Annotated in this window: 7 protein-coding genes and 1 other RNA gene; 7 read left to right on the top strand and 1 reads right to left on the bottom strand. The window is 54.8% G+C overall.

The features are described from left to right. The first annotated feature begins 32 nt into the window (after positions 1-32). Positions 33-2864, top strand: a complete 2832-nt coding sequence (leuS, locus tag SV7mr_RS19870) for a leucine--tRNA ligase (protein WP_145275998.1) — start codon at positions 33-35, stop codon at positions 2862-2864. A 193-nt stretch (positions 2865-3057) separates the two neighbouring features. Here the strand turns inward: leuS and SV7mr_RS19865 are convergent, their stop codons facing one another. Further along, positions 3058-3693 (bottom strand): hypothetical protein, encoded by a 636-nt coding sequence (locus SV7mr_RS19865; protein WP_145275996.1) that lies wholly within the window; start codon positions 3691-3693, stop codon positions 3058-3060. A gap of 338 nt (positions 3694-4031) precedes the next feature. Between SV7mr_RS19865 and SV7mr_RS19860 the strand changes: the two genes are divergently transcribed. From SV7mr_RS19860 to SV7mr_RS19835, 6 genes are all read left to right on the top strand, one after another. Then, positions 4032-5132, top strand: a complete 1101-nt coding sequence (locus SV7mr_RS19860) for a leucine-rich repeat domain-containing protein (protein ID WP_419187648.1) — start codon at positions 4032-4034, stop codon at positions 5130-5132. A 108-nt stretch (positions 5133-5240) separates the two neighbouring features. Then, positions 5241-5642, top strand: an RNA gene (gene rnpB, locus SV7mr_RS19855) — RNase P RNA component class A. A gap of 176 nt (positions 5643-5818) precedes the next feature. After that, positions 5819-6565 (top strand): hypothetical protein, encoded by a 747-nt coding sequence (locus SV7mr_RS19850; protein WP_145275992.1) that lies wholly within the window; start codon positions 5819-5821, stop codon positions 6563-6565. A 779-nt stretch (positions 6566-7344) separates the two neighbouring features. Further along, a complete protein-coding gene (locus SV7mr_RS19845) occupies positions 7345-9993 on the top strand; it encodes an ATP-dependent Clp protease ATP-binding subunit (protein WP_145275990.1) in 2649 nt (882 codons plus the stop codon). A gap of 153 nt (positions 9994-10146) precedes the next feature. Then, positions 10147-11487, top strand: a complete 1341-nt coding sequence (locus SV7mr_RS19840; RefSeq protein WP_419187647.1) for a PQQ-binding-like beta-propeller repeat protein — start codon at positions 10147-10149, stop codon at positions 11485-11487. Positions 11488-11754: 267 nt separating this feature from the next. Further along, complete coding sequence (locus SV7mr_RS19835) at positions 11755-13239, top strand: sulfatase family protein (protein WP_145275988.1); 1485 nt, start codon at positions 11755-11757, stop codon at positions 13237-13239. The last annotated feature ends 42 nt before the right edge of the window (positions 13240-13281 follow it).

Raw genomic sequence — 13281 nt, 5'->3', positions numbered from 1 at the left:
CCCGATTCCACCCCCCAGACAGATCGACCAACATGCCTCGCTATAACCCAGCCGATATCGAACCGCGTTGGCAAGCCTATTGGGAAGCAAATCAGACCTTCGCCACGCCGGATCTGCCAACGGGTAAGAAACGCTACGTGCTGGACATGTTTCCCTACCCCAGTGGTGATGGCTTGCATGTTGGGCACCCCGAAGGTTACACGGCGACGGACATTGTCTCGCGATTTGCTCGTCTGCGCGGCGAGAGCGTTTTGCATCCCATGGGGTTCGATGCCTTTGGATTGCCAGCTGAAGAACACGCGATTCGGACCGGCGAACATCCACGCATTCAAACCCAGTCCAATATCGATAACTTCACCCGACAGTTGAAAATGCTGGGTTTCAGCTATGACTGGGACCGTGCGTTGGCGACGACCGATGAAAAGTATTTCCGCTGGACGCAATTCATTTTTTTGGTGCTGTTTGAGACCTGGTTCGACACGGATCAACAAAAGGGCCGTCCGATCAGTGAGTTGCCCATCCCGGCTGAAATCCAGCAGCAAGGCGATGTGGCGATTCGCCAATATGTCGATAGCAAGCGTCTGGCTTACTTGGATGATGCCTTGGTCAATTGGTGCCCGAAATTGGGAACCGTGCTGGCCAACGAAGAGGTCGTCGATGGAAAAAGCGAAGTCGGTGGGCACCCCGTCAAACGGATTCCATTGCGTCAGTGGATGTTGCGAATCACTGATTACGCTGAGCGATTGCTAGAGGGCTTGGAGGATCTGGACTGGCCAACGGGGATCAAAAAGCTGCAATCCGACTGGATCGGCCGCAGCACCGGTGCGGAAGTTGACTTTTACGTTGGCAGTGAAGATCAGTTCCAGGCGTGGAAGAGTCAGCGAAGTGTGGCCGAGTTTCCGGTTCAGCCAGGCAGTGACGCCTTGCGAGTCTACACGACGCGGCCCGATACCCTGTTCGGTGCCACCTACATGGTGGTCTCCCCTGAACACCCCATGTTGGAGTCACTGACTAGCGACCAGCAAGCCGCTGCGGTGAAGGAGTATTGCGAAAAGGCGTCGTTTAAAAGTGATCGTGAACGCACCGAAGGTGATCGTGAAAAGACGGGTGTCTTCACCGGTTCTCATGCCATCAACCCCGTCAATGGAAAGCCCATTCCGATTTGGGTGGCTGACTATGTTTTGGCTGGCTATGGGACCGGAGCCATTATGGCGGTGCCAGCTCATGATGAACGCGATTTTGCCTTTGCAGTGAAGTACGAACTGCCCGTGATCGCGGTGGTTGATCCGCCTGAAGATCTGCCCAATCGAGACGAAATTTTGGCGGGCAAAGCCTGTTTTCAGGCCGTGGGACAAGCCATCAATAGCGGTCCAATGAACGGTTTCAGCACGCCTGAAGTGAAGTCGAAAATTGCCGCTTCGTTGAGTCAAGATGGATTGGGGACGGAGGCGGTGAACTACAAATTGCGTGACTGGTTGTTCAGTCGTCAACGTTTCTGGGGCGAACCGTTTCCGATCTTGCATGAACTGGATTCCGAAGGCAATCCCACCGGTGCGATGCGAGGCGTGGACCCCAGTGAATTGCCTGTGCGTTTGCCGGAATTAAGCGATTTCAAGCCGCACGGACGCCCCGAACCGCCGTTGGCCAAGGCGGATGACGATTGGCTGTATGTCACCCTTGATGGTAAACGCTATCGACGTGAAACCAACACCATGCCTCAGTGGGCTGGATCGTGTTGGTACTACCTGCGTTACATTGATCCTGACAACGAACAAGCCTTGGTGGATCCCGAAAAGGAACAAGCCTGGATGGGCGTTGACTTGTACGTCGGCGGTGCCGAGCACGCCGTGCTGCACTTGCTGTACTCGCGATTCTGGCACAAGGTTTTGCATGACCGCGGGCATGTGACGACGGCGGAACCGTTTTTGAAACTTGTCAATCAAGGCATGATTCTGGGCGAGGTCGAGTATTCGGGTTACCAGGACCAGGACGGCAAGTTTGTCAGTGCGAAGTTGGTTCGCAAAGCCGCCGACGGTGGTCGCGAAACCAAGGATGGGCGGCAAGTGACTGCGGTCGCAATCGCTGATGACTTGGTCGAAAAGAAAGGGGAGAACTTTGTCTTGAAAAGTGATCCTGCCGTTCGTGTCGAAAGCCGGGCTCACAAAATGTCCAAAAGCCGCGGGAACGTGGTGAACCCCGATATCGTTGTCAACGAATATGGCGCTGACGCCTTGCGGTTGTATGAGATGTTCATGGGGCCATTGGAAGCGACCAAACCCTGGTCGATGGCGGGCGTGGGCGGCGTGCGGAACTTCTTGGATCGCGTTTGGCGAATGATTGTTGATGACCAGCAGGACGAGCTGGTCTTGCAGTCAGCGTTGACCGATCAGCCCTGCGACGAAGAACAAAACCGGATGCTGCACGGAACGATCAAAAAGGTCACCGAAGATACCGATGAGATGAGCTTCAATACGGCGATTGCTCGCATGATGGAGTTCACCAACTTTTTCACGCGTCAGGAAAGTCGCCCGATCGAAGCGATGAAAAGCTTCCTGATCCTGTTGTCTCCCTACGCGCCTCACCTGTGTGAGGAACTGTGGAAGATTCTGGGACAGGATGGCTGCATTGCCAATCAAACTTGGCCGAGCTATGACGAAGCCGCGTTGGTTCAAGCGTCGATCGAAGTGCCAGTGCAGTTCAATGGCAAAGTGAAGACAAAGATTCAATTGCCGCCTGATGCCGTCGTCGATGCTATGATTGAGGCCGCCCTGGCAGATGACAAAGTTAAAAGCTTGCTGGGTGACAAAACCATTGTCAAAAAGATTGCCGTTCCAGGCCGTCTGGTGAACTTGGTGGTCAAGTGATTTCCTGACCAGTCGACCGGTCAAACGTTGTGATTAGGCGAGGAATCACGCTTGTGTCATGCTGCAAGCGTGCCTTCCCATGAAGGGCTTGCTGAATGAGCCAGCGCTGCTGACAACGTTTGGCAGCGCACCCCGGGGACAGACTGATTTAGCAAGCCCCGCGTCTCAATCGCACTGCACACGCTGGCCGTGATCAATCCCATTCTTCAAAGCGGATGAACTTCGGTTCGCTCTCCAGCGGATTGAACCAGTTCTGTTCGTCATCCGCCTGCTGTGACAACAGGTTGATGTCGTCGTCGATCTCATCCCGTTCGTCGAATTCTTCCAGGGATTCGTTATCCAGGGAATCTTCTTCGATGTCGATCTCTGCCAGTGACTGGGCGACCTGCAGAGACATCATCATGTTGTCGACAAGATCGTTTGCTGGTTGCCCCGGCAGGACAATCCCCAGCTCTGGTTCCATTTGATGGCTGACGTGCCAAGCGATTTGATTTTGTTCCGAGGCTTTGGTGATTAACAGAACCACTTGGTCGGTCCAGGTCAGCCAGGTCACGTGCAGTTGGGTCAGATCGTTGCCTGATGCATCGCTTTCTTCGGCAAGGCTGCTGGTCGCCAAGTTACATGAGTCACTGGCGATCTGAATCAGGATTTGATGGCCATCTCCAGACGCTTTGACGACTTGCACGAGCGCCTCGTCATCTCGGGTCAGCGAACCGCAATCTTGGATCACGTCCAGTTCAGTGAAACCTTGTCGCAGCCACTTGGCGACTTCGTTGGCAGCATCAATCTCGTCGAAGGGGAGGCTGCGGAATTGGAAGGTTAAAATCATCAGCCGAATCGAGGGAGCGAAGAGGTTGGTGCGTGCGCCGCCGTTGTACATGCTGTGCAACCAAGCGGCGAGCATTGTAGTCGCTGCGAGCCCGCCCCTGAAGCTCCCTCCTGTGAGCCTTGTCAGATCGCCAGCAATCGGCTGATGATCCGCATCCCTTCCATCACGCGCCTAAAGAGAAAGGTGTATGATGGACCGCCAGCTTGAGGGCGCCACCAGCTTGAGGGCACCGCTGGGCGATGTTGTCCGTCGTTCCGTTGGGTGGTTGTTTGTTGAATTTTTCTTTTCCCGCGGGCGCTGTCCGTTTCACCAAGTCTTCTTCACCTGTGGATCATTTCATGAGCCGGATTTTGAAATTGCAATGGATGTCTGGTTGGCTGCTTGTGTTGGCTGCCATGTTTGTTGGTTGCAATGCCGCAAAGGATGCTGGCGATGCTGATCCTGGCAGCGTGGCTGTTGCCCCGGAACCGTTTGATGAAACGCTGTTTTCGGCAGCGACGGTTAAGCGTGATGGTCAAGGCAGTGTGATTTCGTTTCAATTGCGAGATCAGTCCGCGCCGCCTTCGCTCGCGGCGCTCGGTCAACTGCGGAAACTTCGTAGCGTGGTTCTGTCTGGTTCGGCAATCACGGATGAAGATCTGCTTGCCTTGGGCACCGTCACGACACTGGAAAGTCTAGACTTGCGAGGCTGTCCGATCAGTGATGAAGGCGTCAAGGGCTTGGCAGGTTTGAGGAAGCTAAAGTCTCTCAAGCTTTCTGGGAAAGACGGCAAGACAACCGTGACCGATGCGGGGGTGGCGTCCCTTGGCAAGGCGTCTGGTTTGAAAGTCATCGCTTTGGATTTCTTGCCGATCAGTGATCAGGGCATTGAAAGTCTTTCTGGCTGTGCAGAGCTCAAAGAGTTGTATCTGGCTCACACCGATGTCAGCGATGCGGTTGCCACTTGTTTGGCCGGGTTTACAAACTTGCAAAAGTTGCGGCTTTCTGGGACGGGGTTTACATCGGACGGGGTTGCGGAGTTGTCAGCGCTGAAGCAGTTGACTGAATTGGATGTCAGCGAATGTCAGGGTGTGGACAATCAAGCGATCAGCGCGCTGGCGGAGAGCCCGAACTTAGCCAAGCTCAACCTGTATGCCAGTGGTGTGGCAGACGGGCCGTGGCAGATGCTCGCCGGGCTTGAGTCGCTGACTTGGCTGAACATCGATAAGACGGAACTGACCGATGCTTCGATCCCGAGCTTGGCAAAACTGACTTCGCTGACCTTTTTGCACATCGGTTCGACGCAGGTGACCAATGATGGCATTCAGGGGCTTCAAACGCTGAGCCATTTAAAAACATTGATTGTCACTCGGACAAACGTGGATCAAGCCGGCGTTGATGCGCTGCAGCCAGCGCTCCAGGGCACGGAAATCCTGTGGATCTATCAACCGCCAAAGTGATTTGCGTCTCTGGGCTGCCAGAATCAGGCTGGGCTGCCAGAATCAGGCAAGTTTGATGTGAACCTTGCCGCCACTGCGGGGATCGGTCATCCTTAGTGATGCAAAATAGCAGAAGGCGAGGCAATCGCTGGTTGGCGGTGGTGCTTTGGCATCAGTTGTCGACTGGAGGAAAGTCCGGGCTCCGCAGGACAGGATGGTCGATAACGTCGACCGGCCGCGAGGTTAGGGAAAGTGCAGCAGAAAGCAAACCGCCGAACGATTCACTTCGGTGGATGCGTGGCAAGGGTGAAACGGTGTGGTAAGAGCACACCAGCGGCTAAGGTGACTTAGTCGGCTTGGTAAACCCCATCCGGAGCTAGACCAAACAGGGTGCAGAAGTTGTCCGCTTCGCAATGACACTCGGGTAGGTCGCGATTGAGGCGACGAGCAATCGTCGTGCACAGATAAATGGTTGCCATCGAAGTGCTTGTCATTTCGAGACAGAACCCGGCTTACAAGCCTTCTGCTGTTTTGTTTCTTGTTTTCGGTTTGCCCAGGCAGCCAGTGAGTTGCCTAAGCAGGGCCATCAATCGAGACGTTCATCGGGCCATTAATTGAGCCCAGTGAGCCCAGTGAGCAAAAACTGTGCTTGCGGTTTGATGGCACCATTTGCTAGAGGGTGGGCAGTACTCTAGCCATTGATCTCGATGCATCTAAGCAATTATCTCACCTGTCTTTGGCCGGGGCTCAGCGAGCTCTGGTGGCGTGGACGATTGTCGGCACTGCCGCTGGCGATCGGCTTTGCGCTGGCATTCAATGCGCTGTTGGTGATGCGATATCTTTATCCCACCTGGGTTGACCCTTGGTTAATCGGTTCGGCATGGTGGATCGGCATCGTGATGTGGGGTGTTTGGACCGTCAAAAGCATGCGAGCGCTGCCCGAGCTGTTGCAGCCGCGGCAGGTCTCTCAGCAGCCTGATTGTTTCCCTGAAGCCCAGCAAGCATTTTTGGCGGAGCAGTGGGATGTTGCAGAAGCTCGTTTGTTGGCCGTCTTAGAGATCGAACCACGAGATCCGCCCGCGTTGTTGCTGCTTTCTGGCGTGTATCGTCATACCGACCGAGCCGGCTATGCAGCCGCGCTGATCCAAGAGCTGCAACGATTAGAAGTCGCCGCGGCTTGGGAGATCGAGATCCAGGCCGAGGCGGAACGCGTGCAGCGTTGGCTCGAGTTGCAGGCCGAGGCCACAGACGCAGGCCAAGAAGACGTCGCCCCGAATGAGCCGGAGAATGAGCCGGAGAATGACTCTGCAGTCGAACCGCAGGAGCAAGCTGGCGAAACCGAGGATTCCCCGCCCGAGGTGTTGTCCATGGACGCAAATCGCGGCCAGCAGCCCGAGGAGTCGTCGACGTTGCACGATTCGGCTATCACGCACTGGAGCCGAAAAGCAGCCTAGCGGCGGCGGTTTGCGCGCGACCCCTCGGTGATTGATGTGTCTGCATTGGCCGTTAGCCCCGTTTTTTTCTGACGCAACGTTCCAGTCACAGAGTCGTGGCCGACGCCAAGGCGGCTGATGGGGGTGGCCTGCTGGAAACAGATGACGCTGCCGATTTGGCAGTGCGCTGTTTGCAGCAAGATTGTCTCAAAAGCGGGGTGGGTGAGGAGCCACAATCAGAAACTGCGAGCGGCTTTTCAGGATTTATTTTTGGGAAGGTCAATGTTTCGGGGCATCGAGGACATCGGTGCTGTGCGGAGCGGCTTGATGCTGAGCGAACTCTGAAAACCGTGAGATTTCCAGACGGTGTCGAGACAAGGCGTTTGGGCAATTTGGTCAATTCACGCTCAGTCTTGCTTGGAAAAGCCTCCGGAATCGAGCTTCTGCCCATCCCCCAAATTTCCCAAAACCGATAGAATCGACCTAACCCTATCAGCCGCGGGGTGAACGGAGTCTGGTCTCTCCTAAGGTTTGCCCTGTTCATGCCAAAGGCTGATTAAATGGCCTACGGTTTGCTTGGGATACAAAGAGCTCTGTGGCTGACGTAAGATTCGCCATGCTGGCAGTGTCATGATTGTCAAAAGCAATTTAATTTTCCTCAAACCGTATTAATCACGACTGTCCAAAGATGACTCTCGTTGGATAGTAATAGATGGAGCCAGCGGATTTGGCGGATGGACCGGCCTAACGAAACCAATGTTTGGCAACGTTGGGAATAACCCTCGGGTAACGAGAAAACTATGTACGAAAGATTTACCGATCGCGCTCGCAAGGTGATGCAACTCGCCAACCAGGAAGCGCAGCGTTTCAACCATGAATACATCGGGACCGAACACATCTTGTTGGGTTTGGTCAAAGAGGGCAGTGGCGTTGCCGCCAACGTGTTGAAGAACCTTGATGTGGATCTTCGCAAGATTCGCATGGAGGTAGAAAAGCTTGTTCAGAGCGGGCCGGACATGGTCACTGTGGGCAAGCTGCCGCAAACGCCTCGGGCAAAGAAAGTCATCGAATACTCGATGGAAGAAGCTCGCAATTTGAATCACAGCTACGTCGGCACCGAGCATATCTTGCTGGGTTTGCTGCGAGAGCAAGAGGGCGTTGCCGCACAGGTGTTGACCAACTTGGGCATGAAGTTGGAAGACGTGCGTGAAGAGGTCTTGAATTTGCTCGGCCATGGACTTGAAAGTGCAGAGGTCGGTGAACGCGGCGGACGCAGCAGCGAAGAGAGCAGCGGTGGATCAAGCTCGTCCAGCAAAGGCGGCAAAAGCAAGACGCCTGCATTGGATAGTTTTGGCCGCGACCTCACGCTCTTGGCTCGCAACGGCGAATTGGATCCTGTGATTGGTCGTGCGAAAGAAATCGAACGAGCGATTCAGATCCTTTGCCGTCGGACGAAGAACAATCCCGTTCTGCTCGGCGAAGCGGGTGTCGGGAAAACCGCCATCGTGGAAGGCTTTGCACAAAAGGTGATCGAGGGTGAAGTCCCTGAGATCTTGGCAGACAAACGCATCGTCGTGCTTGACTTGGCGATGATGGTTGCCGGGACCAAGTACCGTGGTCAGTTCGAAGAACGCATCAAGGCCGTGATGACTGAAGTGCGTCGGGTCAAGAACACGATTCTGTTCATTGACGAATTGCACACCTTGGTCGGTGCGGGTGGAGCGGAAGGTGCCATCGATGCGGCGAACGTTTTGAAGCCGGCTCTTGCACGTGGTGAGATCCAGTGCATTGGTGCCACGACCTTGGACGAGTATCGCAAGTACATCGAGAAAGACAACGCACTGGCACGTCGTTTCCAAGAGATCATCGTTGAGCCAACGGGCAAAGAAGAGACCATCGCGATCTTGAAAGGCCTCCGCGAGCGTTACGAAGAGCACCACCGAGTGCAAATCACCGACGATGCCGTGGTTTCTGCGGTTGAGATGAGCGAACGTTACATCACCGCGCGTTGCTTGCCAGATAAGGCCATCGACGTGATCGATGAAGCCGGTGCACGGATTCGTTTGCGCACCATGTCTCGTCCACCAGACTTGAAAGAGATCGACGAAGAAGTCGAAACCTTGAACAAGGAAAAAGAGGACGCGGTCGCCAGTCAAGACTTTGAAAAGGCTGCCAATCTTCGTGATCAAGCTGAAAAGCTGAAGAAGAAGAAAGAGCAGATCACACTGGATTGGCGCGAGAAAAGTCAGCAAACCGATGGTGTTGTCGACGAAGAAGTGATCGCTGAAGTGGTCAGTAAAATGACCGGCATCCCGCTGACTCGTCTGTCAACCGAAGACAGCATGCGGTTGATGAAGATGGAAGACGAACTGCACGAGCGTGTTGTCAGCCAGGATCGCGCCGTGACGGCGATTTCCAAGGCTGTTCGCCGCAGTCGCAGCGGTTTGAAAGATCCACGTCGCCCAACCGGCTCCTTTATCTTCGCTGGACCGACCGGTGTTGGTAAGACCTTGTTGGCCAAAGCGCTCGCTGAATACATGTTCGGCGATAGCGATGCGTTGGTGCACATCGACATGAGCGAATACATGGAGAAGCACAACGTCAGCCGTCTGATCGGTGCACCTCCGGGATTCGTTGGTTACGAAGAAGGTGGTCAGTTGACCGAGAAGATTCGTCGTCGCCCCTACGCGGTGGTCTTGTTCGACGAAATTGAAAAAGCTCACCCCGATGTCTTCAACATGCTGCTGCAAGTGATGGAAGAGGGACGCTTGACTGATTCCTTTGGTCGCAACGTCGACTTCCGCAACACGATCTTGATCATGACCACCAACGCCGGTGCCGATGCGATCAAGAGCGGTGGTGGATTCGGATTCGCCAAGGTGGATGACGATGCCAGTTACGATTCCATGAAAGGACGCGTGATGGAGCAGATTGAACGTGTCTTCCGACCTGAGTTCCTGAACCGTTTGGATGACACCATCATCTTCCGTCACTTGACGCGACCGGACTTGAAATTGGTGATCGACTTTGAATTGTCCAAGGTTCGCGAACGCTTGTCCGATCGTGGTCTGGCATTGGAATTGAGTGACCAAGCGAAGGACTTCTTGATCCGTCGTGGTACCGATTTGGATTACGGTGCCCGTCCGCTGCGTCGTGCGATCGAACAACGTATCGAAGATCCGCTCAGTGAGGAATTGCTGCGAGGAACCTTTGAAGGCAAAGACACCATCGTCGTCAAAGGCATTTTAGAGAACTCCAACAGTGACATCGTGGCTGTTGAAGATGTGACCGTCAAAGACGATGGCAAGATGGTTGACGCCGACGGTAACAAAGTGAAGGTGGTTCGCTTGGAATTCCTTGGCGAGTCGCGCGGTGGCGATGAGCCCGCCGAACCGGTTGCCGCTGCTGTTGGCGACGGGGACGACTCTGGATCATCTGACGAATCGTAAAGGCGTTTTCGCAAAACGCAACGGAACAATCCTGAATCCCTCTCTCGGCTGCCGAGAGAGGGATTTTCTTTTGCACAGGCGATTTTTACTCGCGCGGCATTTTCTCGCTCTCCAAGGTGCAACGGCACCAGTGTTCGAGTTAGGCTATTGGGCATGAACTTTGACCTTCAATTACTGGATGCAGCTAAGATGCGTGACCTGTTGAATCGGTTTGCTGGCTTGTCGTTACTGTCAACTGCGTTGATGACCGCTCTGCCTTCTACATCAATGGCTCAGTGGCCTCAGTTTCGCGGCCCTCACGGCGATGGAGTGGTTGCGGGACCGCTGCCCACCCAATGGTCTCAGGACGAGTCGGTCCAGTGGCGGACCGAATTGCCAGGCGAAGGATGGTCCAGCCCAGTCGTCGCCGGCGGCACGGTTTACTTAACCGCAGCGATCAAGCGTGAAGAACCCGCGACGGAAAAACCCGCCGAAGAAGAAGAGGATGCTCCGCGCAAACCAAAGCCCGCTGCCTATGACTTGTCGGTCTTGATGGTCGATGAGGCAACGGGGGCTTTGACCAAACGCATTGATCTGTTTGTTCAAAGCACACAAGCCGCTCGAATCCACAAAAAGAATTCGCACGCCAGCCCAACACCTGTGATCGATGGTCAACGCCTCTATGTCCACTTCGGTCATCAAGGCACAGCCTGTTTGGACTTGGCTGGGAACGTGATTTGGGAAAATGATTCCCTGGGCTACAAACCGGTTCACGGCAATGGTGGAACCCCCGTGGTCGTTGGCGATCGAATGATCTTTTCACGCGATGGTGCCAAGATCAGTGAAGTGACTGCGCTGGATACCAAGACCGGCCAGATTGCTTGGCAATGCCAGCGTGATGTTGAAGCTCCACGGCACTTTTCATTTTGCACGCCCGCTGTCTTTGAAGTCGCCGGCAAGCAACAGTTAGTGCTGCCAGGAAGCAACGTGGTTCAGGGAATCGAACCGACAACGGGTCAGGAAATCTGGCGCGTTCAATATGAAGGCTATTCGGTTGTGCCTCGACCGATTTATCACGCTGGGCTGGTTTTTGTTTCGACAGGATACGACCGAGCCAGCTTGTTGGCGATTGATCCCACCGGCGAAGGTGACGTGACCGACAGCCATGTGGTTTGGCAAACCGATACGTCGATTGCCAAGACACCCTCGATGATTGGCTATAAAGGCAAAATCTATCAGCTGAGCGATAATGGCATCGCGGTTTGCTTTGATGCCAAGACCGGAGACATGGAATGGAAGGAGCGCATCGGTGGAAACTTCTCGACGTCTTTGTTGCTCGCCGGCGATCACCTTTACATGACCAGCGAAGCGGGGGTGACCACGGTGATGAACATTGCGGGTGAACCAGAGGAAGTGGCTGAAAATGATCTGAATGAACGGACTTTGGCTTCCTTTGCCGTCAGTCATGGTGGATTGTTGGTTCGGACTGCCGACGCTCTGTACCGCATTCAATAGAGGCGTACGGATGTCACGTGGCGCCGGGGGCCCTGGGAGTCCCAAGGCTTCCTGAGCCCGTTTCGTCTAACGGTTGGGTCTCAATCGCGGGGCTGTTCGGCTTCAGGCACCGGCTTCAGGCACCGGCTTCAGGCACCGGCTTCAGGCACCGGCTTCAGGCACCGGCTTCAGGCACCGGCTTCAGGCACCGGCGTCGACACAGCGTTTGATGGTTTCAGTTATAGTGGTGAGGATCTATCCCGTCACGACTGGAGTTGCCAATATCAGATGGACATTCTTACGCGTTTCATTCGTCCGCTTGCGCTGTTTGCTGCCGGCGTTGTTTTTACTTCGCTGGGTTCTGCACAGGAAAAGCGGCCCAATATTCTGTGGATCGTCGGTGAGAATTTCTCCAACGACTTGGGTTGTTACGGCCAGCGGAATGTCGCGACGCCTCACTTGGATAGCTTGGCAGCCGCAGGGATTCGCTACACCAACGCATTTGCGACTTCACCGGTTTGTGCGCCCAGTCGGTCTTGCTTCATGTTAGGCATGTATCAAACGACGACCGACACGCACAACATGCGTTCGCACCGTGATGATGACTTCAAATTGCCGCCGGGAATTCAGCCGCTGACCCATCGTTTGAAGGATGTAGGTTACTACACGGCCAACATCACGCACTTAAGCGACTTGCGGGTTGGCACCGGGAAATTGGATTTGAATTTCGTCAACGAAGGAACGTTGTACGATGGCGCGCAGTGGGATGATCTAAAAGGCAATCAGCCTTTCTTTGCACAGATCAACTTGCCCGAGGCTGAGTATGACATTTACGATCGCAAGAGCGCTGAAAAGCAACGCGTGCGGTGGGTTGGCGAAGAATGGCATCCGCAAGTTGCCACCGAGCAGAACGTCACTCCGCCACCGTTTTATCCAGACCATCCGGTTGTCCGCCAGGAATGGGCTCGCTACCTGAACTCCATTAGTGGAGCCGATGTGCGTGTCGGTCAGATTCTCAAGCGTCTGGCGAAGGACGGTCTGGATGACGATACCATTGTGGTCTTCTTTGCTGACAATGGGCGACTGACGGCGCGCGGAATTCACTGGCCGTTTGACCAGGGGCTGCGAGTTCCATTGATCGTTCGCGATGCGAAAAACTTTCCCGTGTTGACTGAACAGGAACGTCGACAGTCGGTCAGTGATCGCGTGGTCAGCCTGCTTGACTTGACCGCGACCACCATGCAGTTCGCTGGCATCACGGCTCCTGCAGGCATGCAGAGCCGAGTCTTCCTAGGGGCCGATGCAGATCAACCCCGAGCGTACGCCTTTGCCGCCAGAGACCGCATTGATGAAACCGTGATTCGCATGCGCAGTGTGCATGACCAGCGTTACCATTACGTGCGAAATCATACTCCCGGTGCAGGTTTTCCAACCTTGAATCGGTACAAGGAAAAGTGCTTCCTGGTCAAACCGTTGATGCGACAATTGCATCAGCAAGGCAAGCTTTCTGGCGACGCGGCTGCCTTGATGGAACCTTTTCCGGACGAAATGCTCTTTGATACCAAGGCCGATCCACACGAGACGAAGAACTTGGCGGCTTCGACCGACCCTGACGTGCAGTTGGTGTTGGCTCGAATGCGTTCGGCCCTAGAGACGTGGACGGCGGAGACAGGTGATCGTGGTCACTTGATGGAGCCTGACGCAGTGGTTGAGCCCTTCGTCAAAGAAATGCACGACTGGTTTGGGACGCCGCAGTGGGCGGTTCCCAAATAGAGTGGATGGCGTTGAGCGGTGGTCGAGGCGAGGCGATGTTGA

It is taken from the genome of Stieleria bergensis (assembly GCA_007745635.1).
Taxonomy (GTDB): Bacteria; Planctomycetota; Planctomycetia; order Pirellulales; family Pirellulaceae; genus Stieleria; species Stieleria bergensis.
The sequence above is the reverse complement of the archived record's forward strand: the minus strand, read 5'-3'. Positions and strand labels throughout refer to the sequence as shown.

Excerpts from the sequence above, each read along its gene's own strand:
- SV7mr_RS19860 (WP_419187648.1), top strand. The coding sequence starts at position 4,032 with ATGAGCCGGATTTTGAAATTGCAATGGATGTCTGGTTGGCTGCTTGTG.
- SV7mr_RS19865 (WP_145275996.1), bottom strand. The coding sequence starts at position 3,693 with ATGATTTTAACCTTCCAATTCCGCAGCCTCCCCTTCGACGAGATTGAT.
- SV7mr_RS19850 (WP_145275992.1), top strand. The coding sequence starts at position 5,819 with ATGCATCTAAGCAATTATCTCACCTGTCTTTGGCCGGGGCTCAGCGAG.
- SV7mr_RS19835 (WP_145275988.1), top strand. The coding sequence starts at position 11,755 with ATGGACATTCTTACGCGTTTCATTCGTCCGCTTGCGCTGTTTGCTGCC.
- SV7mr_RS19840 (WP_419187647.1), top strand. The coding sequence starts at position 10,147 with ATGAACTTTGACCTTCAATTACTGGATGCAGCTAAGATGCGTGACCTG.
- leuS (WP_145275998.1), top strand. The coding sequence starts at position 33 with ATGCCTCGCTATAACCCAGCCGATATCGAACCGCGTTGGCAAGCCTAT.
- SV7mr_RS19845 (WP_145275990.1), top strand. The coding sequence starts at position 7,345 with ATGTACGAAAGATTTACCGATCGCGCTCGCAAGGTGATGCAACTCGCC.